This window comes from uncultured Rothia sp., from assembly GCF_963507905.1.
In the GTDB taxonomy this organism is placed as follows: Bacteria; Actinomycetota; Actinomycetes; order Actinomycetales; family Micrococcaceae; genus Rothia.
Genome location: NZ_CAUOUU010000001.1, coordinates 250,003 through 274,529 on the forward strand (window position 1 = coordinate 250,003; position 24,527 = coordinate 274,529).

Annotated in this window: 23 protein-coding genes and 1 pseudogene; 18 read left to right on the forward strand and 6 right to left on the reverse strand. The window is 63.5% G+C overall.

All coding sequences use genetic code 11. The features are described from left to right. The first annotated feature begins 19 nt into the window (after positions 1-19). From RQ593_RS01045 to RQ593_RS01055, 3 genes are all read left to right on the forward strand, one after another. Positions 20-223, forward strand: coding sequence for a hypothetical protein (locus RQ593_RS01045; RefSeq protein WP_005504647.1), 204 nt, complete (start codon positions 20-22; stop codon positions 221-223). Between the two features lie 184 nt (positions 224-407). Next, positions 408-890, forward strand: a complete 483-nt coding sequence (locus RQ593_RS01050; protein ID WP_049338331.1) for a RidA family protein — start codon at positions 408-410, stop codon at positions 888-890. Continuing rightward, a complete protein-coding gene (locus RQ593_RS01055) occupies positions 883-2,058 on the forward strand; it encodes an NUDIX hydrolase (RefSeq protein WP_311449573.1) in 1,176 nt (391 codons plus the stop codon). The genes RQ593_RS01050 and RQ593_RS01055 overlap by 8 nt, the downstream gene beginning before the upstream one ends. Positions 2,059-2,172: 114 nt before the next feature. Here the strand turns inward: RQ593_RS01055 and RQ593_RS01060 are convergent, their stop codons facing one another. Further along, complete coding sequence (locus RQ593_RS01060; RefSeq protein WP_012902921.1) at positions 2,173-2,850, reverse strand: Crp/Fnr family transcriptional regulator; 678 nt, start codon at positions 2,848-2,850, stop codon at positions 2,173-2,175. Positions 2,851-3,213: 363 nt separating this feature from the next. On the opposite strand from RQ593_RS01060, the gene RQ593_RS01065 reads away from it, so the two are divergent. Continuing rightward, positions 3,214-4,392, forward strand: coding sequence for a MarP family serine protease (locus RQ593_RS01065; protein WP_311449574.1), 1,179 nt, complete (start codon positions 3,214-3,216; stop codon positions 4,390-4,392). Positions 4,393-4,532: 140 nt separating this feature from the next. On the opposite strand, the gene aroQ is transcribed toward RQ593_RS01065, so the two are convergent. After that, on the reverse strand, positions 4,533-4,973 hold the full coding sequence (aroQ, locus tag RQ593_RS01070; protein WP_049353885.1) for a type II 3-dehydroquinate dehydratase: 441 nt from the start codon (positions 4,971-4,973) through the stop codon (positions 4,533-4,535). A gap of 145 nt (positions 4,974-5,118) precedes the next feature. On the opposite strand from aroQ, the gene nth reads away from it, so the two are divergent. Beyond that, positions 5,119-6,030 (forward strand): endonuclease III, encoded by a 912-nt coding sequence (gene nth / locus RQ593_RS01075; protein ID WP_294644974.1) that lies wholly within the window; start codon positions 5,119-5,121, stop codon positions 6,028-6,030. A gap of 46 nt (positions 6,031-6,076) precedes the next feature. Next, entirely contained in the window at positions 6,077-6,841 is a 765-nt protein-coding gene (locus RQ593_RS01080; RefSeq protein ID WP_311449575.1) for a CoA pyrophosphatase, read from the forward strand. Positions 6,842-6,979: 138 nt separating this feature from the next. Here the strand turns inward: RQ593_RS01080 and RQ593_RS01085 are convergent, their stop codons facing one another. After that, positions 6,980-8,986, reverse strand: a complete 2,007-nt coding sequence (locus RQ593_RS01085) for a bifunctional 3'-5' exonuclease/DNA polymerase (protein WP_311449576.1) — start codon at positions 8,984-8,986, stop codon at positions 6,980-6,982. 220 nt (positions 8,987-9,206) lie between these two features. On the opposite strand from RQ593_RS01085, the gene RQ593_RS01090 reads away from it, so the two are divergent. The 5 genes from RQ593_RS01090 to RQ593_RS01110 all read left to right on the forward strand — a co-directional run bounded on the left by RQ593_RS01090 (position 9,207) and on the right by RQ593_RS01110 (position 14,074). After that, positions 9,207-10,820: an ATPase, T2SS/T4P/T4SS family gene (locus tag RQ593_RS01090; RefSeq protein WP_311449577.1), complete on the forward strand. Its 1,614-nt coding sequence runs from the start codon at positions 9,207-9,209 to the stop codon at positions 10,818-10,820. Positions 10,821-10,861: 41 nt separating this feature from the next. After that, complete coding sequence (locus RQ593_RS01095) at positions 10,862-12,088, forward strand: type II secretion system F family protein (RefSeq protein WP_311449578.1); 1,227 nt, start codon at positions 10,862-10,864, stop codon at positions 12,086-12,088. A gap of 128 nt (positions 12,089-12,216) precedes the next feature. After that, the gene (locus RQ593_RS01100; protein ID WP_311449579.1) at positions 12,217-12,858 is read left to right on the forward strand and encodes a DUF4244 domain-containing protein; all 642 of its coding nucleotides are present in this window, start codon (positions 12,217-12,219) and stop codon (positions 12,856-12,858) included. An 81-nt stretch (positions 12,859-12,939) separates the two neighbouring features. Then, positions 12,940-13,455 (forward strand): TadE family type IV pilus minor pilin, encoded by a 516-nt coding sequence (locus RQ593_RS01105; RefSeq protein WP_311449580.1) that lies wholly within the window; start codon positions 12,940-12,942, stop codon positions 13,453-13,455. Then, on the forward strand, positions 13,442-14,074 hold the full coding sequence (locus tag RQ593_RS01110) for an Rv3654c family TadE-like protein (protein ID WP_311449581.1): 633 nt from the start codon (positions 13,442-13,444) through the stop codon (positions 14,072-14,074). The genes RQ593_RS01105 and RQ593_RS01110 overlap by 14 nt, the downstream gene beginning before the upstream one ends. Positions 14,075-14,125: 51 nt before the next feature. Here the strand turns inward: RQ593_RS01110 and RQ593_RS01115 are convergent, their stop codons facing one another. Next, positions 14,126-16,885, reverse strand: coding sequence for a DEAD/DEAH box helicase (locus RQ593_RS01115; RefSeq protein ID WP_311449582.1), 2,760 nt, complete (start codon positions 16,883-16,885; stop codon positions 14,126-14,128). Positions 16,886-17,096: 211 nt separating this feature from the next. Here RQ593_RS01115 and RQ593_RS01120 point away from each other — a divergent pair, with 211 nt between their 5' ends. From RQ593_RS01120 to RQ593_RS01145, 6 genes and pseudogenes are all read left to right on the forward strand, one after another. After that, positions 17,097-18,008, forward strand: coding sequence for a rhodanese-related sulfurtransferase (locus tag RQ593_RS01120; RefSeq protein WP_005504694.1), 912 nt, complete (start codon positions 17,097-17,099; stop codon positions 18,006-18,008). Then, entirely contained in the window at positions 18,008-18,505 is a 498-nt protein-coding gene (locus RQ593_RS01125; protein WP_296548107.1) for a GyrI-like domain-containing protein, read from the forward strand. The genes RQ593_RS01120 and RQ593_RS01125 overlap by 1 nt, the downstream gene beginning before the upstream one ends. Positions 18,506-18,820: 315 nt before the next feature. Next, entirely contained in the window at positions 18,821-19,909 is a 1,089-nt protein-coding gene (locus RQ593_RS01130; protein ID WP_049358941.1) for an LLM class flavin-dependent oxidoreductase, read from the forward strand. A gap of 195 nt (positions 19,910-20,104) precedes the next feature. Continuing rightward, the gene (locus RQ593_RS01135) at positions 20,105-20,464 is read left to right on the forward strand and encodes a metalloregulator ArsR/SmtB family transcription factor (protein ID WP_311449583.1); all 360 of its coding nucleotides are present in this window, start codon (positions 20,105-20,107) and stop codon (positions 20,462-20,464) included. Beyond that, entirely contained in the window at positions 20,461-21,111 is a 651-nt protein-coding gene (locus RQ593_RS01140; protein ID WP_005508275.1) for a cation diffusion facilitator family transporter, read from the forward strand. The genes RQ593_RS01135 and RQ593_RS01140 overlap by 4 nt, the downstream gene beginning before the upstream one ends. A gap of 38 nt (positions 21,112-21,149) precedes the next feature. Then, positions 21,150-21,236 (forward strand): annotated as a pseudogene (locus tag RQ593_RS01145) (luciferase); the annotation flags it as partial. A gap of 235 nt (positions 21,237-21,471) precedes the next feature. On the opposite strand, the gene RQ593_RS01150 reads toward RQ593_RS01145, so the two are convergent. Then, a complete protein-coding gene (locus RQ593_RS01150) occupies positions 21,472-21,975 on the reverse strand; it encodes a pyrimidine dimer DNA glycosylase/endonuclease V (RefSeq protein WP_311449584.1) in 504 nt (167 codons plus the stop codon). Between the two features lie 2 nt (positions 21,976-21,977). Next, positions 21,978-23,729 (reverse strand): methyltransferase, encoded by a 1,752-nt coding sequence (locus RQ593_RS01155; RefSeq protein ID WP_311449585.1) that lies wholly within the window; start codon positions 23,727-23,729, stop codon positions 21,978-21,980. A gap of 144 nt (positions 23,730-23,873) precedes the next feature. Here RQ593_RS01155 and RQ593_RS01160 point away from each other — a divergent pair, with 144 nt between their 5' ends. Beyond that, positions 23,874-24,332 (forward strand): pyridoxamine 5'-phosphate oxidase family protein, encoded by a 459-nt coding sequence (locus RQ593_RS01160; protein WP_311449586.1) that lies wholly within the window; start codon positions 23,874-23,876, stop codon positions 24,330-24,332. Positions 24,333-24,527: the final 195 nt, after the last annotated feature.

Here is a 24,527-nt window from a genome sequence, read left to right on the forward strand (position 1 = left end):
GGGCGATAGTCTAGAGGGTATGAAGAAATGGGAATACGCAACTGTACCGCTGATGATCCACACGACCAAGGCAATCCTCGACAACTGGGGTGAAGACGGCTGGGAGCTCGTAACTGTTCTCCCCGGCGCATCCGCACCTGCCGGTGCAACCCCCGCGTCGAACATGGTCGCTCCGACTCAGGGCAACCCTATCGCCTACTTTAAGCGCGAGAAGGCTGACTAAAAGCAGCGCACCCGGCGGTCACCTCAACCCCACTTTCCCCTACCTATAGGGGAGGGTGGGAATAGATGAGGCAGGCCGCCGGTTAGCCGTTTAACAGCTGCTTGAATATCAGTAGCGTTTAGGTTTACGGCATTTCCCCTATCACCGTTTGGGTGCCCGCACCCTCCATCCTTCTGGAGTAATCATGACTGAATCCCGTATTGAAGCACGTATCCGCGAACTCGGTTACGAACTGCCCGTAGCACCCGCCCCCGTTGCCGCTTATGTTCCCGCGGTAACCTCCGGCTCCTACGTGTACACCTCCGGTCAGCTGCCCTTCGTCGACGGCGCCCTGCCCGAAACCGGTAAGGTGTCCGACTCCGGCGCTGAAGGCTTCGTGACCCCCGAGGACGCTAAGAAGTACGCGGGTATCTGCCTGCTCAACGCCCTGGCAGCAGTCAAGTCCGTTATTGGCGACCTGGACCGCGTGCAGCGTGTGGTGAAGGTCGTTGGCTTCGTGGCATCCGAGGTGAACTTCACCGCTCAGCCCGCCGTCATTAACGGCGCCTCCGAACTGCTCGGCGAAATCTTCGGCGAGGCAGGCCAGCACGCCCGCTCCGCCGTGGGTGTTCCCGTTCTTCCCCTGGATTCGCCCGTAGAGGTCGAGATCATCGTTGAGTATGTCTAAGCTGTACACCGGCGCTCTGCCGCTGTCTGCTATTCGTGCTGCCCAAGCTCAGCGGGCAGCGCAGGACGCTCCTGACAAGACTGCACGCACCGAATCCGCACGGGACAACGGCACCGCCCAAAACATCAAGACTCTACCCCTGCCGGTACAGGAACGCCGCTTCGGTACTCCTACCCCGGCTGAGGGCGTGGAGCGCCCCCGTATGTTTACCGGCCGCCAGTCCGCGGCTAACCCGCGAACCTCCTGCATTCAGCGTCTCTACGCGGTCCCTGAGTTCATGCGCACCGCCGCCGAAAGCTGGCGCGAAGGTGGCAACGAAGGAGCGACCGGCTGCACGATGCGCCAGGCGGCATCCGTTATTTTTGTGCGCGATGGCGACAACGGCCTCGAAACGATTCTGACCTACCGCCCGGGCACCTCTCCGCTGGGCGTGGTGGCGTTCCCGGGCGGCACGGCTCTTCCCGGTGATGATGAGTCCGCCTCCTGGGTCGGCCCCGGCGCCGACTACTGGCAGGATCAATTCCACTTCTCCGATATTGCGCAGGCACGCCGCAGCGTCATGGCTGCCGTGCGTGAATCCTTCGAGGAGACCGGCATTCTGCTTGCCGGCGAGGACGACCAGGACGTCGTGGAGCACTCCAGCACGCCTGAGTTCATGGCCTGGCGCGAGGCAGTCGCGGCTCAGGATAAGAGCTTCTCTGACTTCTTGACCTCCAGCGGTTTAAGTGTGCGCGCTGACCTGCTGCGCCCGGTCGCGCGTTGGCAGTCCCCGGACTTCTTCCTCAAGCGCTACGATATCGCCTACTTCACCACGGCGTTGCCCGTGGGCCAGGACCCGAAGCTGCTACTCGGTAAGGGCGTGTGGGGTGACTGGCTGAACGTGCGTGAACTGCTCGAAGCCAAGGACACCAGCGAACTGGGTGACCGCATCGGCCAGCCCAACACGGTGGGCCGTACCCTCGACCAGCTCATTACCCCCGGCGTGATGTGCATGCTCGAATCTTTGGCGAAGGCGCAGACTTCCGTGGCGTGGCTGTCCAAGCGCCGCAAGATTGAGGTGAAGAAGCCCGTGCTCGTGACCCACAATGGTGCGTGCATGCTCTCCTTCACCGAGGTGGTTCCGGCTACAACCGGTTCCATGTACACCGGTGCGATGGGCGCGCTCTAACGAACTGCCGCATCCACTCGCTCGTAAGATCTCGTGAGATGAAGCGTTAAAGACATCAGGAGCCGTTTCCCCATGCAGAGGGAAACGGCTCCTGATCTTTTAAGTCGTGCGTCTTTAGCGGGAACGCTGGCGCAGGCGGGGCAGGTCCAGAATGACAACTGCGCGTGCCTCCAGGCGGATCCAGCCGCGGGAAACGAACTCGGCAAGAGCCTTGTTCACGGTCTCGCGGGATGCACCAACCAGCTGTGCCAGCTCTTCCTGAGTCAGCTCGTGAGCAACGAGCACGCCGTCGGTCGCGGGGCGGCCGAAGCGGTCAGCCAGGTCCAGCAGCGCTTTAGCGAGGCGGCCGGGAACGTCAGAGAAGACCAGGTCAGCCAGCGCCTCGTTAGCGTGGCGCAGGCGGCGAGCCAGAGTCTTAATGACCTGATCGGAGATCGTGGGATCCAGCTGCTGTGCACGCTTGAAGGACTCGTGCTTGATGGCAGCCAGGCGAGTCTCAGAGACAGCCACAGCGTTGGTCGAACGGGGCGAAGGATCGAAGAGAGCCATCTCGCCGAAGACGTCACCGGGACCCATGATTGCAACCATGTTCTCGCGGCCGTCAGCGGCGGTGCGACCCAGCTTGACCTTACCGGAGAGCACAGCGAAGAGCTGGTCGTCCTGGTCGCCCTCGTAGAAGAGGACGGCGTTGCGGGAGAGGTCAATCTCCTGAATGTCATCGGTCAGCAGAGCGAAAGCTGCGTCGTCGAGGTTCGCAAAGAGAGGGGTACGACGGAGGATCTCGAGATCCATAAAGTTCTCCTAGATATGAGGTGATGAGCCGAAACTCGTAAATGTTCAGTGAGTGAGCCCGAACCGGTGTCATGCATCTCAACATCTGAAATGTGAGAAGGCTCAAGCTAGTGTGACATATTCAACTGATATGAGCGTACCCTAAAAAAGCGCTTTATGCATTCCGATACAGCGAGCTTTACAACAAAAGTTATTTCTTTCAGGCAAATTCAAAGCTTCCCCACAGGTTCACCGCCTAATATCAGGCATTCAGGTGTGTACTTTATCGGCCCAACATACGCCACCACACTCACCGGGCATAACCCGCACCAACCACGATGGGCACACCGTGACCACTTCTACCCACCAAGGAGGCAATTAGTCATGACGACTGGCATCAACCTGCTTGATATTGCTATCCCCATCATCCTGCTGCTCTACTTCCTCGCCGGAGTCCGCAGCGGATTCTTCACCACCCTCGGAACCTTCCTCGGCCTCGGCCTGGGCGTCTGCGCCGCAGCCTGGCTCGTGCCCCTCGCCGTGGCATCCGTGGGATCCCAGTGGAGCCTCATTACCGCCGTCGGTGTGCTCATCATCTGCCTGACCATCGGACAGTGGCTCGGCCTCCTTGCCGGACGCACCATCCGCCGTGTCACCGACATCACCCCACTCAAGGGCATTGAACGCTTCTTCGGCGGCGTGCTGAACCTCGCCGCCTGCGCCCTGGTCATGGTCGTGCTGACCATCTCCATGCGCACCGTACCCATCCCGCAGCTCAACACTGCGCTCAGCGACTCCAAGACCCTCTCATGGATGGTCGCTGCCACCCCCGAGGTCGTCAAGGACCGCATCAACACGGTACGCAATGACGTGCTCGCCTTCGGAACCATTCCGGAAGTCAGCCAGCTCATCGCCCCCGAAACCAGCGCCCCCACCCAGACCGTAGAATCCGCGGCGCTGGATCGGGCGGCAGCCTCCGTGGTTGAGATTCTGGGCGCTGCAGAGCAGTGCAGCTACACCTCCACCGGCTCCGGCTTCGTGGCAGATAACGGCCTGGTCGTCACCAACGCCCACGTGGTCGCCGGCGTGACCTCCCCGGTCGTGCAGGACTCCCGCGGCCGCACCTGGCCCGGCACCGTCGTCTACATGGACAGCGAACAGGACATCGCCTTCATCAGCGTTCCCAAGCTGCCGCTCGAACCGCTGAACATCGGCACCAACGCCGCCGCAGGTAGCCTCGTAACCTTCATGGGCTACCCCAAGGGCGGCCCGTTCAAGGCACTGCCCGCCACCGTGCAGGGCATCGGCAACACCCAGACCATCGACGCCGACACCGGCCGCGCCAACGCCATGCGCCAGGTCTACCAGCTGGCAGCCGACGTGCAGCACGGCAACTCCGGCGGCCCCGTCCTCGACGAAAACGGCAACGTGGTCGGCATGATCTTCGGTAAGGCAACCAGCGGCCAGACCGGCTACGCCATCACCGCAAGCACCCTCAAGCAGGCACTGGCTGAAGGCGGCGACAACACCGCCGCAGTCTCCACCGGCACCTGCCGCAAGTAGCTAGCCGCTAGATAGCGATAAAAGTTCAGGCTCCCGCCCTCACACGAGGAACGGGAGCCTGAACTGTTTAACAAGGGGGGGATAGGCGGGGCTATTCCGCCCAGATGCTGTGCTGCTACTCAGCGAGGTGCTGCGCTGGGTTATTCCGCCAAATGCTGGGCGAGGAAATCAACCGCCATAACGTAGCCGTATGCGCCCGCACCGGCAATCACCGCAGTAGCCTGCGGCGACACAAACGAATGATGACGGAACTCCTCACGACGATGCACATTCGACAGATGCACCTCAACCACCGGAAGCTCAGCCGCCTCCAGCGCATCATGTAGCGCCACCGACGTGTGCGTATACGCCGCCGGGTTGATAATAATCGCCGCACCACGGGTACGAGCACGCTGAATCTCATCCACCAGCGCACCCTCATGATTCGACTGCATAAACTCAACATCAAAACCATGAGCCGCCGCGCGCTCACGCACCATACGCTCAATATCGTGCAGAGTGGTGTAGCCGTACACCTCGGGGCGGCGCTGCCCAAGCAGGTTCAAATTCGGTCCATTAAGCACAAAAATCGTATCTGACATAAAACCAGTGTGGCACAGCGAGCGACCGCACAGCAGGAGCCGACGCGAACTGCCCAGAAAATGACGGGGAGGGGCGAGAAACGCCACGAGCTAAGTACGGTGAACCTCGCTACCGCACACACCCAAAGCCCGGTAACCTCGCGCTATGACCGAGAACGCCATCCGCACCGAAGTAGACGCACAGAACACCGCGGCAGAGAATGCCGAATCGCTCCTGCAGATTCGCTTCGTCCCCGAATTCAAGGCAGCCGCAGCAGCCCGCCGCCTCAAGGCACGCGCACCCGAAAGCCACCTCGCCACCGTGCGCCGCGCCCGCAAGATTAACCGCATCCTCGGTGAAACCTACCCCTACGCCGTCGCAGAGCTCGACTTCGACAACCCCTTCGAGCTGCTCATCGCCACCGTGCTCTCGGCGCAAACCACCGACGTGCGCGTCAACTCTGTCACCGGTGCGCTCTTCGCACGCTACCCCGACGCCGCCGCGCTCGCCTCCGCACGCCCCGAAGAAGTCGAACCCTACATTCAGTCCCTCGGCTTCTACCGCGCCAAGGCACGCTCCATCGTCACCCTCTCCCAGCAGCTTGTCGAACGCCACAACGGGCAGGTACCCTCCACCCTTGAAGAGCTCGTAGAACTCGCCGGAGTCGGTCGCAAAACCGCAAACGTTGTGCTCGGAAACGCCTTCGACGTGCCTGGATTGACCGTAGACACCCACTTCGGACGCCTCGCCCGCCGCTTGGGATTCACCACCGCAGACGCCCCCGAGACGGTCGAAAAAGACGTCGCCGAACTCATCGAACGCAAAGACTGGACGCTCTTCTCACACCGCATGGTCTACCACGGCCGCCGCATCTGCCACGCCAAAAAGCCCGCCTGCGGCGTATGCCCGGTTGCCGACCTCTGCCCGTCCTACGGCGCCGGGGAGACGAACGAACAGGCAGCACGTAAACTCATGAAATACGAAATGGCGCCCGGTCGAGAAGACCTGCACCTGCGATTCCTGCAGGGCGCAACCCGCCGCGAACTCATGGCTGAAGGCTACCCGCTCAGCGCCTAACGGCGCCCGAACCGGAAAGCAGCCCGCGCAGAAAAGAGGTACACAGATGAGCGAAAACTCGCCCCAGCAGGAGGCGCAGCACCCCGCCCAGCAGACGTTGACGGCTCTCGCAGAAGGCGGCGTGGAATTCGACGTCCAAGCCCTACTGCGCAGCGCACCCGCCAGCCCCCTGAGTAAAGAAGCCGCCGTGCTAATTCTCTTCGGCGTGCTCGACGACTCGCCCTCCACCGGCGACTTTGAAGGCTGCCCCGAAAACGTCAGCGCCGACCTGGACGTACTCCTGCTCGTGCGTGCCGCAACCCTGCGCTCACACGCCGGTCAGCCCGCCTTCCCCGGCGGCAAAATCGACCCCGAAGACTACGCACTCGCCGAAACCACCGGCGAACCCGTCGCCCACATCGCCGCCCTGCGTGAGGCGGTCGAAGAAACCGGGCTCGACCCCGTCGGCGTGCAGATCCTCGGCCAGCTGCGCACCCTGCCGCTGCCCATCAGCAACTTCATGGTTACCCCCGTGCTTGCCTGGTGGAACAGCCCCGTGCCCGTCGAGGTCGTCGACCACAACGAATCCGCGCTCATCGCCCGCGTGCCCGTGCGCGACCTGCTCAACCCCGCCAACCGGCACACCGCCTACGTCAAACGTGGCCGCACCTCACACCGCACCCCCGCCTTTGAGGTGCGCATGCCCGGCGGTGAAGAATTCACCGTCTGGGGATTCACCGCAATTCTGCTGGACCGAATCTTCGACTCGCTCGGCTGGACCGTGCCCTGGGATCAGAAAAAGATGCGCCCGGCACCCGGCTACGAGGAGTAAAGCTCATCGCAGAATAAACGCCTGACCAGCGGATATAGGGTGCAGATAGGGGCGGCGGGTAGCTTGAAGGAAGCTACCTGCCGCCCCTATTTTTTGTTGCACGGTGCCGCTTATGCGCGGCTGATTATTTACCGCTGATTACTTACCGTCTGCGTAGTTGCGCACCCGCGCCACCGACACCGGAAAATCAACCGGCACCCGACCGAACAGCAGACGCGCCGCCTCCGCAGCGCCCTCACGCACAATACGCTCCACGCGATCTGCCTCCAGCTCGGGGCCGCACAGCAGAAGCTCATCGTGCAAAAAATACACAATGCGGGTGCGCATCGGCATACCAAAAATCCGCTCCGACAACAGACGAGAACGCACCGCGCCCATCCAACACAGAGCCCACTCAGCTGCCGTACCCTGCACAATAAAATTGCGGGTCATACGCCCGTGTGCACGCGCAGTCGACACCGCACGCGACTCAGCCGCCGGCGAAGACCGATCAGCCACGATCTCACGGAAACGCTCATCCACCGGCGGGGACGTACGACCCAAAAAAGTCGTCACCTGACCGCCCGCCTCACCAATGCGCGCGGCGCGCTCCGTAAAGTCCATCGCCTGCGGAAAAAGCGCCGCCACATGCGGCAATAGGGCACCAATCTCACCGCTGCGGCCGCCATACATAATCGCCAGCATGCCAACCTTCGCGTAGGAACGCTCCGTCAAACCCACACCCTTCATGCGCGCCAGCTCGGCAATACCCGCATACAGGTCAGCGCCACGACCCGCCGAAGCGAGCGCCTCATCACGGCTCAACGCCGCCAAAATACGCGGCTCAATCTGCGAGCCATCCGTCACCGTCAGTACCTGACCCTCCGGCGCCTGCACCGCCTGACGAATCTCCGCAGGCAGTTGCAACGCACCACCGCCGGAAGCACCCCAGCGCCCCGTCGCGGCGCCACCCACCTCAAGATGCGGGCGGAATGCGCCCTCAGAAACCCACGTATCAGCCCACGTCCAGCCGTTAGCAGTCCAAATACGGTACAGCTTCTTATAGCGCAAAATCGGGTCAATCAGCGCCCAACGCTTCTGCCGCTGAGCCGGAATCGCTTCCGCCCAACTCTTCAACTCCCACGAACGCGTAGACTTCACCGAAACCCCCGAAGACTGCAAAGCACGCAAAAGATCCTGCGGCGAATCCGGGTTCAACGACGGCATAAACAGCATGCGCTGAATTTGCTCCGCCAACTCCTGCATCTTCTGCGGGCGCTCCCCAGGCACCGGACGCGGACCCAACAACTCGCACAGATGCTCATGATGCGCCTGCACATTAAACGGGATGCCGTAATAACCAATCTCAGCCGCCACCAACGCACCAGCAGACTCAGCCGCCGCCAAAAGACGCAGCCGCTCCGGGTGCCTCGACTCGCTAATAGCGCGCGCCTGCGCCAGCCATTCACGTATCAGCACACGCACCACCGGATGCTCCGGCAGCAGAGTCACCGGGCCCGCCGCCAACTGCGGGGCAAAAGGCTCATGAGGCGCCGCCTCCAGGAAATCTGGGGAGGAATCATCAGGAGAACCGGCGAGTGCGGCGGAAGAGGTAGCGGGCGCACTCAAAAAATCAGCGCCGAACAGCTCCTCCTGACCCTGAATCTGCCGAGCCACCGGCAGATACCCCTGAGGCTCGGCCGCCTCACGCACATCAGAAAGATCCAGCACCGGGCTGTACTCCACAAAACCACTCGGATGCGTAGCGGCAGTCGCCAAAATTCGCTGCACCAGACGCAAATCATGGCACAGATGCACCCGCACCCCGCGGCGCAGAAGCAGCGGGTCAACGTGGCGGGTATCAGCCCAAATCCAGCGGGGGAAACGCGCCTGCGCCGAATCTGCCGCCTGCCGCTCCACCTCTCGAACATACGCTGGAAGATTCGCCGCGCTCACCCGATCCGCCCGCGTAATCCGCGGAATAAAGGTCGGGTCCTGCAACTGTTCAGCGGTCGGCGCCGAAAAATGAAAAGCACCCCACGAGGTCACCGGTTGAGCACCGCGCGACGACGCACCCGCGGCAATAGCCGACGTGACCGGGTGCGCGGGGGTGCCGGTCTGGGCGGTAATACCCGCGCCGGTGGCAGGACTGAGCAGAACGTACATTCTTCCATTATCGAGGATGTGTCGGTAGAACGGGTGGTGCGTGGTTATCACCAGAATTTACGAGTGGTTTGTCATAAAAGCGCCGGATGCGTGCGTTTTGTTCGTTTGAGGTGCGTGCATCGTGGATATTTCGGGGGTGCGCGAAGAGTTATCCACAGAACGCTCATTCTCTTAAAAATCGAGGCGGGTGCAATGCTCTCCTAGAGTCATGAACCCCGCCATGAACCCCTTCAACAATCCCGCCGGGCACCCTGCCAACAATCCCGGCAGCCCCAACGGCTGCCCGCCGCGTGCCGCACAGGGCGTGAATCAGTCGGGCGCACAGAATACGGGCATACAGAATACGGGCGTCCAGAACACCCGCGCGCACTCGCTGCCCGCCCTGCTCATTCCCGAAGACTATCGCGCCCGCGCCGTCGCCCTGCACGCCCGCGAGCTGATTCTGCGCTCGCCGCAGATGAGTGCTATCGCCCTGGGCGGTTTTAGCGGCGGTTTCAGTGCTGGATTTAGCGCCGGGGTTGAGAAGACGGTCGAGAAGGCAGGGGAGCGGCCGCCCGCAGGTGACGCAACCGTCGCGGGCAGTGCAAACACCGCGAGTGCCGCGGGCGGTGGGTTACTCCAAGAATCCCAGCCCCTCCGCGAGATTCTCGAAAACGCCGTGGACGAGGCAATCTACGCCATCGACGGCGGATGCCAGGGGAATGCCTGGGGGAACGCGAACGCAGAAGGAACGGGCGTAGACGGAACTAATGTGACGAAGCTCCGAAAATTCCGCGCCAAAGCTGCGCCGTCCGCGCCCGCCTCCTGGAGCTACCCCAGCGTGGAATACGTGCCCGTCAACCGGCAGACTGCGCTACGCTACCTCGCCGCGGAACTCTACGGCCTCGGCGCCCTCGATCTGCTCCTTGACGAGGGGCAACGCTCCGGAACGATTACCGATATTTACGTGAATTCGCCCTGCGATATCTGGGTGGGTATCAACGGCACCACTCGCCCCGTGGCGCTGAGCCTAGGCAATGAGCGGCGTGTGCGTGACCTTGCCGAGCGGCTCATTCGCAGGCACGGTGGGCAGCTGGACGCCGCGCATCCGGCGGCTGACATCAGCGACGAGTACGGTAGGCGAATCCATGCGATTATCCCGCCGCTGAGCGAACGCACCCGGCTCTCCGTTCGCCTGCCCGCCCGCGAGCGCCCCACCCTGGCGCAGTTGCAGGCCGCCGGGCTGTGCGATGAGGCGACCGCCGCCTACCTGCACCGCATGATTGCCGAACGCCGCGGGTTCCTCATTAGCGGCGGTACCGGCACCGGCAAAACCACTCTGCTCAATGCGCTGCTGGGCCTGTGCGCGCCGCAGGAGCGCCTCATTCTGCTTGAGGACACCCCGGAACTCGCGCCGCAGCATGAGCAGGTGATCGCCCTCAAAACCCGCGCCGCCAACTCCGAAGGCGCCGGCGAAATCGGGCTGGGCGAGCTCATTGTGCAGGCACTGCGCATGGGTCCGGATCGGCTCGTCGTGGGTGAGTGTCGCGGCGCGGAGGTGGTGCACCTGCTGACCGCCATGAATACCGGTCACCGCGGTGCCGGAACGACCCTGCACGCCAATAGTGCGCAGGCGGTACCCCTGCGTTTGTGCGCTCTGGGTGCGCTCGCCGGACTGGATAGTAGAACGGTCGCTCTACATACGGCGACGGCTTTTGAACACATTATCCACCTGGAGCACCGGGACGGTCGCCGCCGCATTGAGGGTATCTACAGTCTGCACCCCGCCACGCAGGGGAGCGAAGAGTACCTGCAGGTCAGGCGTATTTCTACCGAACCCAATGTTGGGTACTAGCCCCCGCGATAGGGGAACGGAAAACGTGAAAGGAGGAAGCAATGAAGCAGAAAGAGAAGAGCGGCGGAAGCCTTCGCGAGCGCTGGGCTGAGTGCCTAGCCGGGCCCGCCAGCGCCGAGGAAATGCGCATGTGGCCGCTCATGCTACGCACCCTCGCGCTGAACCTGCGTGCAGGTATTCCCCTGCAGGAGGCGGTGCATACCAACCCGGGCTCCGGGCAGCTCGGGGAGAGTGAACCTGTGTCGGGTGCGCAGAAAATGCCCGCGAAGAAAACAACCGCAAAGAAAAGCCTCCGGGTTCGACGCACACGAGGCTCCTCGCCCCTCTCCGATGACTACGGGCAGAAGCGGTGCGCCGAAGATATTCGCCGCTTTACGCAGGCGCTTGCCACGGTCACCTCCTGGGGTGCCCCCGCGCACCTCGCCTGCACCCAGCTGCTCGAAAACGGCACCCGGATGCGCCCGCACAGCCACGAGCGCCTGTACGACCTGCAGCTGAGCCTGCGCATGAGCGAGAGCGCCGGCGCGCCGCTCGCCACGAGCCTGGAACGCGCCGCCGAACACGCCGAAGAACGCATCGACGCGCTCCTGGGCAGGCAGAGCGCCCTCGCCGCACCGCGTGCCACCGGCAGAATCCTCTCCTGGCTTCCGCTGCTCGGCCTGGGACTGGGTGTGCTCATGGGAAGTGACCCCGTGGGCGTGCTGACCGGCTCCATCCTCGGTGCGCTCACCGGCTTGCTGGGGCTGGGGCTCGCCTTCGCCGGGCGCCGCTGGACCGCTGCGCTCGTGCATCGGGCTGAGGTGGAAAGCGCGGCAGGTAGCGGGGGCGACCAAACCTCGAACGTGCCGCCCGTTGATACCGCCCTCGTGCTGGAACTACTCGCCGCGCAACTACGCGCCGGGCTTGCGCCGCTCGCCGCCCTGGGCACCCTCTCCGAGGCGCTCAATAGCCGACCGCTACACACGGTCTGCCAGCGCCTACAGATGGGCAGCGGCTGGGGGAGTGCCTGGTCGGGATCCGCGGCGGGAACATTCGGTGAGCTGCGGGATGCGCTCGCCCCCGCCTATACGGGTGGCGCACCCAGCACTGCGCTACTGCTTTCCCTTGCCGATGCGCACCGCCTCAGTGAACGCCGCGCGGCAGAACGCGCCGCCGGAAAGCTCTCCGTCGCGCTCGTGGTGCCCCTCGGTCTGTGTTCGCTGCCCGCCTTTATTTGTTTGGGTATTGTGCCCATCCTCATTTCGCTACTACCCACGCTGACGGGCTAAAGAACCATGCCCATAAGCGCTGTTGACTAGCTGAAATGCCGAAAGTTTAGACCCTCGCCCATCTGCCAAGAACGCAGACGAGCACCCACCCCGCCCCGAACGAACAGGGCGTAATGAAAGGAAAACCAATGACGAACACCCTCTGCGAAGCAATCCGCCACGACCTGCACCCGGGCGGTGCTCCGGTTACTACCCCGGTCGGCGCTCCGCGTGAAATTCAGCCCGCCGCGCTCGATGCCGTGCAGGGCGCTGAAACGCAGACCATTCTGGGTCCCGTACCGCTGTCCGTTGCCATTGCAACCACCATGAAGCAGCTGCGCGAAGAATGCCCCGAGCTTTTTACCGATGTTGAACTTTTCACCGGCGCTGAGCAGAAGCATGCCGGCCCTAGGATTGACCCCGCCGAAATGGAGATGGATATGAACACTGACCGCCTGAGCCCCGAGCAGGCGCTGACCATTGCCCGAGCGCTCGCCGAGGGCTGCACCCTGGACGAATGCGGCGCCACCTGCCGCAGCCTGGGTGAGCACGCGCCCGGCTGTGCCGAATACGTGCTTGCTGAAGGCGATGAAAAGACGCCCGCTGAGTATGCCCCGGCGGGTGATCCGGAGGAGGGCGCCTCCACCGCGGAGTACGGCATTGTGATGCTTGCGGCGGTCGGCTTTGCTGGTCTGCTGGTGCTGATTCTCAAGTCCGATGAGGTGCGTTCCATGCTCCTGGATATTGTGCGTAATGCGCTGTCCATTGCGGGCAATACGGGACTGCTCTAGCGCCTTTGTAAATCCCGCCGTGGAGTTTGGCTCTAGGTGCTATGCACCCCGAAAAATGAGGCAAGAAAGGAGGAATAAAGAATGAACGCTCATGTGAATTTGGGTGCTTGTCGGTGCGCTCGACTCGCAGACAAAACCGAGTCGGAACCGGCGCCCTCGACCCCGCGTAAGAGTCCCGCTGAGGAGGGCGTGATTACCGCCGAATTTGCGGTTGCACTACCCGCCGTCACGGTAGTGCTCGCCCTCTGCCTGGGCGCCGCCTCCACAGGGGTTGCGCAACTCAAGGTGGAGGAGTCCGCCCGGACGGCTGCACGAGCCGCCGCCCGTGGAGACTCCGAGGCGCACATTCGCTCCGCCGTTAGCCGCATCGACCCGGCGCAGAGCGTGCAGATTTCCGTTTCTCCTGATAGCACAGTTGATGCAGGGGAGGGGCACGCCCGGCAGGTGCACGTGCGGGTGAGCCGCCCCGCCCCCGGCGTGATTGGCTCGGCGACCGGCTGGGTGCTGCGGGCGGATGCTCACGCTCGCGTTGAAGGTGACGCTGGCACTCAAGCAGGGGCTGACAGTGAAGAAAGCGCCGACAATGATGGTGAATAAAAGCGCAGTTCTTGTCTGCCCCGCGGAAGAATGTTCCGAAGAGGGTAGCGGCACCGTTCTCGCCCTGACCATTATTGCCGCGCTACTGGTGCTAACCGTGGTGATTGCCGGGCTCATCGGGGTGGTTTCCGCGAACCGCAGGGCGTCCGCCGCCGCAGATTTGAGTGCGCTCGCCGCGGCGGATGCATACCGTGGGCTCACCGAGGGGGACCCGTGCGCGGTGGCGGCGGACCTTGCCGAACGCCACGGCGCGCACCTGGAATCCTGCACGTTCCCGGATCGCCCCGAAACGGTGGAGGTGACGGTCGCCGTCCCCGTCTCAGGGCCCATGGGTGTGCTGGGCCCGGCGAGGGTGCGTGCCCGCGCGGGAGCTGAACACCCCGAAGAAGAGCGTCCCGAAGAAGAGCGCGCGGCGGCGGGGAATGCGGAGGAGCTGAGCCCCGATGAGGTTGCCGAGCTGGAGGAAGAGCTGGGAGCCGAGCGGGACTCGGTGCCCGAATCTCCCGAGCCGGAAAGCCCCGCTGACCTAGAAAGCCCAGCAGAAGCCGAAAGCCCCGCTGACCCAGAAAACCCAACTGGGTCAGAAAGTCCAGCAGAACCGGAAAACCTCACCGACTAGGCTATTTACGCTCACCGGGAGTTGCCATCCCAGCTTGCGTGACCTGTGTTCCTACGCCTCCGCCATGCTCCTCAGCATTGCCGTCAGTAGCGCCCGCGCGCCGTGCTTGCTGAGCGGCTCGTTGCGGTTACCGCACTTGGGCGAGTGTACGCAGGAGGGGCAGCCATTGTCGCATCCGCAGCTTTCGATGGCTTCGAGGGTGGCGCCCAGCCACTGCGCAACCGCGTTGAAACCGCGCTCGCTGATGCCCGCGCCGCCGGGTGCGGCGTCGTAGACGAAAATGGTGGGCCTGCCGGTGTCCATGTGAAGCAGTGTGGAGAGTCCGCCCAGGTCCCAGCGGTCGCTGGTTGCAATGAGCGGCAGCAGCCCGATGGCGGCGTGTTCGGCGGCGTGCAGGGTGCCCGGTCCGTCCTCTTCGGTCACGCCCGCGCCGAACAGGTAGCTGGGCTCGAAAGTGAACCAGACCGCCTCGGTCATGAGCACCTCCGGTGGCATGGGTTGTGCCTCTTCGCCCAGGTATTCGCCGCCGTAGACGGAGAATCGCCGGTAGCCGGTGACCTGGTCGGTGACCTGAACCTGCCCGCGGTGCATGGTGAGCGGGGCGAGCTGTTGCTCGCTAGGGGCGGGCTCGCCGGGAATGGTGCCCTTGGTGCCCTGCCCAGCAGTGCCAGCCGGCATACCGTAACTGACCCGCGCCCGCTCCGCGAGAATACGCACCTCGGTGCTCTCAATGGCGCGCGTGTAGTAGTCCGGGTAGACGCGGCTGAGCAGAATCACGCGCTCGCCCTCGCTGAGGGACTCGACCACGTACTGCGCGTTCTGGTGAATGTAGATTGCGCCCGGGTGCCCCTGGCTCATGGCGTGCGCGGCGTCCATGGTGCCAACCAGGGTGCCATCTTCGGCGTCGATGAGCTGGTAGGGTCCGCCGCCGGTGCCGCGGATATCGACCAGGTCGGCGGCTGATTCGGCGTGCGTCCAGTACCAGCCGTCCGGGCGGCGACGCAGGTATCCCTGCTGCACCAGCCGATCCAGCAGAGCGGCGGTATGCGGGCCGAACAGGCTCAGCTCTTCGGCACGGATGGGTGCCTCCTGCGCGGCGGCGCACAGCTGCGGCGAGAGCACGTACGGGTTGGTCGGGTCGAAAACGGTCGCCTCAACCTCCCGCCCGAAAATTGCCTCCGGGTGGTGCACCAGGTAGGTGTCGAGCGGGTTGTCGTCGGCAATGAGCACGGCGAGCGCGTCCTGACCGCTTCGACCTGCGCGGCCTACGCGCTGCATGAAGGAGGCGCGGGTACCCGGCCAGCCCGCCACGAGTACGGCGTCCAGTCCGGAGATGTCGATGCCCAGTTCTAGGGCGGAGGTGCTTGCCAGGCCGAGCAGTTCGCCGTTGCGGAGCTTGCGTTCGAGTTCGCGGCGTTCTTCGGGGGTGTATCCGGCGCGGTATGCGGCGACGCGGTGGGCGAGGCCCGCCTCCACTTCGTCGAGGTAGCGTTGGGTCTTCTGCGAGAGGATTTCTACGCTGCGGCGCGACCCGGCGAACACCAGGGATCGGGTGCGGGAAAGTACCAGGTCGGTGAGCATTTGCGAGCCCTGCTCCACGGGTGAGACGCGGCGCGGCGCCTCCTGCTCAGCCTTCGACTGGACCGCCTGCTGCTGGGTGCTGCGGGCGCCCTTGGCGAGCTGATCCTGAGCCTTGGGCGGCATGAACTCGGGCTCCCAGAGCACGACGGTGGTTTCACCGCGCGCGGAGGTGGACTCGGTAACAGCGGTAACCGCCTGCTGCGGCACGCCAATGAGCTTGGAGAAAGACTCGACCGGGTTGGAGCTGGTCGCCGAAGCGCCGTAGAACACGGGCACGGTGCGGTAGAGCGCGCAGACGCGGCGCAGGCGACGCAGCAGGTTGGCGATGTGCGCGCCGAAGACGCCGCGGTAGCTGTGCGCCTCGTCGAGCACCACGTAGCGCAGCCCGCGCAGGAAGGACGCCCACTGCCGGTGGTTGCTCAGAATCGAGTAGTTGAGCATGTCCGGGGTGGTGAGGATGAAGTTGGCGTGTTCGCGGATCCAGCGGCGTTCGCTGACGGGGGTGTCGCCGTCGTAGCTTGCCGCGTGCAGTCCGGGCAGGTTGTAGGAGGTGAGGGCGGTGAGCTGGTCGGCGGAGAGTGCTTTCGCCGGGGAAATATAGAGAACGTTCGCTCTATTATTGAGGTTTTCCGCCCCGGAATACGCGGAAGTTGAGCTTACCGGCTCGCCACAGGATGCGCGGTAGATAGCGTCCAGGGTGGGCATCAGGTAGCTCAGGGTCTTGCCCGAGGCGGTACCAGTCGCCACAATCACGTGACCGCCGCTGCCGGTGCTCTTCGCTGATGCCTCAGAGCGCTCAGTCTCAACACGCCCCGCCTGCCAGCCGTAGCGCGCCGCGCTCGCCGCCAGCGCCGCATCAAGACCCGCATGGGCGGCGTCTGCCGCCTGCACCTGGTGGGCGTAGGGCTCGGCAATGCCGAGCGATTCAAAGGCCTCCACCACGCGCGGATGCAGCCATTGCGGCCAGGGCGCGTAGCTCGCCTCCCTAGCGGCAATGGTGTGAATATGGGTCACCTGCTCGGGCAGGGTTCCGGTGCGTTCTGCCTCCGGCAACAGGGATGCCAGCACCTGCTGTGCGCTCGCGGGCAGCTCGCGGTAGCGCAACGTTTTTGGGCGCGCCGCAAACTGCCCCTGCGGCTGTTCGGGCTGGTGTACAGACTGGTGTGTGGGCTGCTGTTCGGGGTGCTGGCTGGCGTTCTGCGGGGAGGTGCTGTGCGGCATGGGTTCCATTGTAGAGCGGCGGGCTAAAACCCGACTTGCCGCCGGTCATGCGCCGCGCTCAATCCGCGCCCTGAACCTTCGCGGGCGCGCACCCTGAACTTGCCCCAACCTCGCCTCCGAACCCGCCCCAGCACCGCTCCTGGACCGCCGACCCCGTAGTCAGCGCGCACATATCAAAAAATCTGCATGCTTTAGGCGTATATGACGATAAAATAGTTTCGTGGCTCAAAATAAGATTATTCTGTATTACCAGTTCGCCCCCATCGCCGACCCGCAGGCGGTCATGCTCTGGCAGCGTGCCCTCTGTGAGAAGCTCGGCCTGCGCGGGCGCATCCTCATTTCCAAGCACGGCATTAACGGCACCCTCGGCGGCGAGATTAACGCGGTCAAGGCGTACACCAAGGAAACCCGCAAGTACCCCGGCTTCAAGAACATGGAGTTCAAGTGGTCCGAGGGTGGCGCGGAGGACTTCCCCCGCCTGTCCGTGAAGGCTCGCGACGAGATTGTGGCTTTCGGTGCTCCCGACGAGCTGCAGGTGGACGAGAATGGCGTCGTTGGCGGCGGCGTACACCTGAAGCCCGAAGAGGTAAATAAGCTCGTCGAAGAACGCGGTGACGAGGTGGTCTTCTTTGATGGCCGTAACGCTTTCGAAGCTAAGATTGGCAAGTTCAAGAACGCTATCGTTCCCGACGTGCGCACCACCCATGACTTCATCCGCGAGATTGAATCCGGCAAGTACGATCACATTAAGGACAAGCCGGTCGTCACCTACTGTACCGGCGGTATCCGCTGCGAGATTCTCTCCGCGCTGATGAAGAACCGCGGCTTCAAGGAAATCTACCAGATCGACGGCGGCATCGTGCGTTACGGCGAGAAGTACGGCGATAAGGAACTCTGGGAAGGCTCGCTCTACGTCTTCGACAAGCGCATGCACATGGAGTTCACCCCGGACACCGTCACCATCGGCAAGTGCGAACAGTGCGGCGCCCCCTCGAACAAGTTCGAGAACTGCTCCAACGATTCCTGCCGCGAGCTGGTTCTGCTCTGCCCCGAGTGCGCAGCTGATGACGCGAAGCGCCACTGCGTGCCCGAGTGCTCGGTGGACCGCGAAGCAGCTGAGGCGAACGCCTAATGGCAGCCGCTAAGGGCGGCGCGGTTCAGATCTCTGAACCTCGCATTGAGGAGCACCCGGCGATGGTTGTTGCCGGCGTTTCGCAGGTGTTCCCCCTGGATGGCGACTTCTCCTCGCTGTGGGATGAGCTGAATCAGAAGGCGTCCCCGGCGATGCTGGATGTTCTGAATGTGACCCAGTACCTGGGCGTGTGCACTCAGCCGAACCCGAAGGGTCAGGTCCGCTACACGGCGGGCTTCCTGGTGTCGGAGCCGGCGAGCGCGGCGAAGCTTGGTCTGGGCGTGCTGGAGTTGCCTGCGAGCACCTACGCGGTGGTTGAGGTGGTCGGCCCGATTTCGGAGTCCATTCCGGCTGGCTTTGCGAGCTTTGAGGAGGCGTTCTTCGCGAAGAATCCGCAGTACCGCCCGGTGGGTGGTCTTGAGGTGTACGGTCGCGGCGATATGCAGGCGGCTGATTACCGTATGGAGCTGTGGGTTCCGCTGGTGAAGCGTTCCTAGGGCAGTTTGTTTCTGTCGTTATAGTTGCAGGTTTAGCTGTTGAATAGAAGGGCCCGGTGGTGCGATGCGTTCGTGCCGCCGGGCTTTTTTGCGTCCTTTTCGGCTGTATTTTGCGCCAGCATTTTGTGGCGGTATGTGTGTGCCGGGTGGGTGATGCGTGCGGGTGGGGCGTGCGGCGGGCGGCGAAGGGGGGGAGTGGTGCTCTGTGCGTAATACTCCGAAACGAATACTTGACTTGTAAAGTATCTGGGTTTAGATTTAAACCACCAGCCCGGCACTACACGAACCCGAGCACAACTCGCTAAGGAAAAAACCATGAGCACCAACCTGAACAGCACCCCGCAGCTCGACGAATCCATCCGCATCAGCCACCTCGAACCCATGCGCGGTGAGGAGAAGAAGCTCGGCTTTCTCTCCTTTGGCCACTGGGCTGAGGTCCCTGGCTCCCGCGTACCCTCCGCCGCAGAATCTCTGCACCAGGCAATCGACCTTGCCGTAGGTGCCGAAGACACCGGACTGGACGGCGCGTTCTTCCGCGTGCACCACTTCGATCAGCAGCAGGCGACCCCCTACCCGCTACTTTCCGCAATTGCCGCCAAGACCGAACGCATCGAGCTCGGCACTGGCGTGATTGATATGCGCTACGAAAACCCGCTCTACATGGCTGAACTTGCCGCCATGGCAGACCTCATTGCGGCGGGCCGACTGCAGCTGGGTGTCTCTCGCGGCTCGCCCGAATCCGTTATCCGCGGCTTTGAGAGCTTCGGCTATTACCCGGCAGAGGGTGAAAACGAGAGCGACATGGCGCGCCGTCACCTCGACATTTTCCTCAAGGCAATCGAGGGTGAGGGTATGGCACCCAGCGCTCGCGTTCCCGGCAAGTACGCCCCCGTCCAGCCGCAGTCGCCGGGTCTGCGTGAGCGCATCTGGTGGGGTGCAGGCACCGACAGTACCGCCGTGTGGACCGCGCAGAAGGGTCTGAACCTCATGTCCTCAACCCTGATGCTGGAAGATAAGGGCATTCCGTTCGATCAGCAGCAGGCGCAGCAGATTCGCCTCTTCCGCTCCGAGTGGGTGAAGGCGGGCAATTCGGGTGTTCCGCGTGTTTCGGTGTCCCGTTCGGTGCTGCCCGTTATCGACGAAACCTCGGCACGCTACTTCGGTCGCCGCGCCGCGGAGGACTCGCAGGATTACACCGGCATTATTGACAACAGCTTTTCCCGCTTTGGTCGCAGCTACATTGGCGATCCGGTGGATATTGCCGAAGAGCTCGCCCGTGATGAGGCGGTTCAGGCGGCGGACACCGTGCTGCTGACCATTCCGAACCAGCTGGGCGTGGACTTCAACCTGAAGATGCTTGACGCCATCGTCAAGGAGATTAAGCCCGCGCTGACCACCAAGTAAAGGCCCTGAGGTGAAGACTCCGCAGAACCTTCTGCGCTAGCAGGGTTTCGCGCCAGCGTGCCGCCGTCGCTTCCGTGATGGGCGGTGGTCGCTGATGAGCGCGAACTCTGCCGCCTCCCGAGGGCAAGGGCGCGGAGCACGTGCGGCAGCCCGCACAAGTGGACAATTGGTCAGTTATCACTGTATAGTCATCGTATGCTGACTATTGCTTCACACCTCGATGTCATGAACCGGCTCGGCCGCGCCATGGCCGACCCGACACGTTCCCGGATTCTGATGACCCTCCTCGGCGGCCCGAGCTATCCAGCCGTGCTCTCGCGCGAGCTGGAGCTGACCCGCTCGAACGTGTCCAACCACCTGACCTGCCTGCGCGATTGCGGAATCGTCGTCGCCGAGCCCGAGGGCCGCCAGACGCGCTACGAGATCGCTGACCCGCACCTCGCCGCGGCGCTGACGTCCCTGATCGACGTCACGCTCGCGGTGGACGAGGCCGCGCCGTGCATCGACCCGGAATGCTCGGTGTCGGGCTGCTGTGGAACGGCGGCGGGAGCATGAGCGAGACCCTGACCACCGCGCGCCGCGCGATGCTACACCGGCGCGTCCGCTTCATCGTTGGCTTCACGATCACGTACAACGTAATCGAGGCAATCGTCGCAGTCTGGGCAGGCGTCCTCGCCTCGTCCGCGGCGCTCATTGGCTTCGGGCTCGACTCGGTTGTCGAGGTACTCTCGGCCGCGGCTGTCACCTGGCAGTTCACCCGCAAGGACCCTGAACGGTGGGAAACGGTCACCGTCAAGGCCATCGGCATCGCGTTCTTCGCGCTGGCGGCCTACGTCTCGATCGACGCGGTGCTGGCCCTGGTCGGCCAGGAGGGCCCCGACCGCAGCCCGCTGGGTCTCGGCATCACCGCGCTGAGCCTGGTCGTCATGCCTCTGCTGGCGTGGATTGAGGTCCGCACCGGGCGGGAGCTGGGCTCCAAGAGCGTGATGGCCGATGCCAAGCAGCTCATCCTGTGTATCTACCTCTCCGGTGCAGTGTTCATCGGCCTCGTCCTCGACAGCCTGTTCGGCTGGTGGTGGGCTGACTCGGTCGCGGCGCTGGTCGTGGCGGTGCTCGCGGTGCGCGAGGGCCTGGAGGCCTGGCGCGGCGACGTCGAGTCGCCGTTCGAAGTGCTAGAGGACCTCGAAGACGAGGACGACTGACCCGTCACCCGACGATGAAGAGCCAGCGCTGCAACCCAGACATGCGCTACGAAAACCCGCTCTACATGGCTGAACTTGCCGCCATGGCAGACCTCATTGCGGCGGGCCGACTGCAGCTGGGTGTGGACTTCAACCTGAAGATGCTTGAGGCAATCGTGAAGGAGATTAAGCCCTCGCTGACCACCAAGTAATATTCTGCGCCAAGCTGTTTTTAGCGCTCTATGACGCGCTGAGATGCTTGTTCCCATACAGCTTGAGCCGTACATGCAGTAATGCCCCGGCAGGCACCCGCAAGGGTTACCGCCGGGGCATTACTATGCTCACGTTCTTAGAAATCTTTCTGTCTAAAAGTCCCTCTGTCTAGAAATCTTTCGTCTTTTCCCAGGGCTCAATAGCGCCCGGAACCACCTCAAAAAGCGGATGCGCGCACGCCGCCAGCCCGCCGCGCGCTGCCAGGCGCTCGCTCAACCGATGCTCCCATTCCGGGTCGCGTCCCGCCACCTTGTGCTGCAGGAAGGCGAGCTCGTACTCCAACTGACCGAGAGCAACGGGAATCAGCGCAACCGAAGCGTACGGGTTTTCTGCCTTATCAGCGCAGTTTTTGCCAGCGCTATTTTCGCCCGCACCAATCAGCTCACGGTTGAAAGAATAGCCGCGGGCATCCGCCTCATCCGCCAGCCCCGACAGGTAGGCGGCAACCGCCTCCAGAGGCTGCGGATGCGCGCGAAAACGAATCAGCTGCGGATGATTCGTATACCCGCGCGTCAGACCCCGCAGCACCTTCTGCGCCAGCAGAGTTTCACGCCAGCAAGCGACCAGGGCGCGGCGATCAAGCAGGGAAGGGTGAAGGGACCAAATGCGCACCCTTAGCTCTGCTCTTCTGCAGTGTTTTCGCCAGCTGATTCTGCGTCCGCCTGCTCGTCGCTAAAGTGCAGGAAGCTCTTGAGGACCAGCTCGCGCACCGCATGCAGCAGAGTGTCGCGCGGATACTGCTCCTGCGTACCGCGTGCCGCGGCGGCAGCCTCGTCGTATTCGGGCCAGGACAGTAGCATGGCAAGAGCCGCCACAATCTGCCCCACGGCAAGCTCACCATCGCTCGCCGACGCAAAGCCGGCCGTCTCGGTGGAGAGCAACTGGGTGCGGCACAAACCCGAACCGGCACGCAACAAAATGACGCTGGGATGCTCGGCACCGGGGCGGCCGTGACGTTCCTCGGTGACGTCCTCGGCGACCTCCAGGTGCGCGGCGAGGAGCGCCTCATCGTCCATGGCGGCGAGGCGGTCGTAGCGGCGCACGGACTCGGTGAGGGCGCGGGCGATGGGCTGCTGAATCGGGTAGGTGATCTCCTCGAAACGCTGCAGGGGCTCGGTCACGCCTGCCGCGGTTGCCTCGGTCGGGCGGCGTAGCCAAATCATGCCGAAACCAATAGAATGAACGTTCCGGGACGCGAAGTCGTTCAGGTACGCCACGTAGGTCTGCTCGTAGTGGCTGCGGTCGCGGTTCTCGCTCGCATCCTTCAACCAGGTCTCCGCGTAGGAGGCGGGGCTCAGCGCCTCACGCTGAATAAACCACGCCTCCGCGCCGCCGTCGGCAACCCAGGTGCGCGGGCGCTCATCCCACGGACGCGGTGCTTCCGGGTCCTCGGAATCGCGAATAATCTCCCAGTTGCCCAGCATCTGCGCGCGACCGCCGGGCACCAGCACCGACGGCAGCTGACGCACCATCGTGCTCACAATTTCGTCACCGGGCAGGCCGCCGTCACGGTAGGTGAACTGCTCTTCGGCGCTCTCACCGGCAACGCGCGGGGTAATTACGAACGGCGGGTTCGACACCACCAGGTCGAAAAGCTCACCGGCGACTGGCTCCAGCAGGGAACCTTCACGCAGGCTCACGCGCGCCTGCGGGTTCTGCGGGTCAATATTGAGTGCCTGCGCGTTCAGCAGCAGGTTAAAACGGGTGAACGCCAGGGCACGCTCCGAAATATCGGTGGCGGTCACGTGCTCTGCGTGGGCGAGCAGGTGGAAGGTCTGAATACCGCAGCCGGTGCCCACATCCAGGGCACGCTTGACGGGGGTGCGCTCGGTAATCTGCGCCAGGGTTAGGGAGGCGTGGCCAATGCCGAGCACGTGGTCCTTACGGAGCACGCCGGGGCGCTGATGCGCACCCAGGTCGGCGGCAACAAAGATTTCGGTGCCGTCATCGGCGGCGTGCGGGCGCAGGTCAACGCTCGCGGTCCAGCGGGCGGCATCCGCGGCGTCGCGCTCAATCAGCGCGGCATTCTCAAAGTCGACCAGGGTATCGCCGAAAACCTCGGCTGCCTCAGCCTCGGTGAGCGGGCGAGCCAGCAGGAAAAACGCCAGCAGACGCGCCAGGTTCTTCTCCTCCGCGCTGTAATCGCCGCGCAGAATGTGCTCCACACGCCACAGGCCCGGAACCACCTGGTCACGAGCCATCGCCTCAGTCGCCTCAACACCCAGCAGCTCCTGCACAGCGTCATAGCTGTAGTTCAACGCCAACAGGCGTTCACGGATGCGGATCAGGCGGGCGTAATCATCGCTGCGGGGAGCATCCGCAACGGCGGCGTACTCGGGAGCGAAAGAGGCGGCAGAAATAGTCATGCACACCATTCTACGCACCCGCCGCATCTGCCCGGGCGCGCCCACCGCGTATAGGCGGCAACGCAATGACACGGCCCCGACCCACCCCCTGACCAAAACCGTCATCTACGCAAGAGCGCCCACCCCATCGCATACACTGAAACCATGAGTAACCTGTACCCCGATGAAAGTATCAGCGTCGACAAGTGCTGGGAGCGTCTGCACGCAAACACTCTCGGCCGCCTCATCCTCACTGACGGACAGCACGTCGATGTGCTGCCCGTGCTCTACGCCGTCGCCAGCCAAGACGACAAGCAGGAAATCTACATCCGCACCACCCGCGGCAACAAGTTCTCCTCCGTGGTGGTCAGCCGCCGCGTTGCCTTCGAAATCGACGAAACCCTCGAAGACGGCATCCGCTCCGTCATCGTGGTCGGTATCGCCCACTGGCTACCGCCGGAAATGACCCCGCAGATCGTGCGCACCTTCGACCTGCCCGACTCCGAAACCCACGAAATGCAATGGGTGCGCATTGCGCCGCAGACCGTGTACGGCCGCGAATACCCGCTGCTGCCCGCATACCTGGACGGCACCCAGCCCGACTCGGACACCCTCACCAGCTAGAAACGCAGGTGAGCGGGTGCGGTGCGCCCCAGCAACCGCCCCCATGTATCCCGTGCACACACCACCGCTCCGGTACCGTATGATGTACCGAGTACCCTGCGCACTCGTGCAAGCTCAACACGCCCGGTCCTCATCAACTAGAACCGTGCCAGCTCGCCCAGTGCCGGGTCACCGCGCGCTCGCCGCATGAAACGC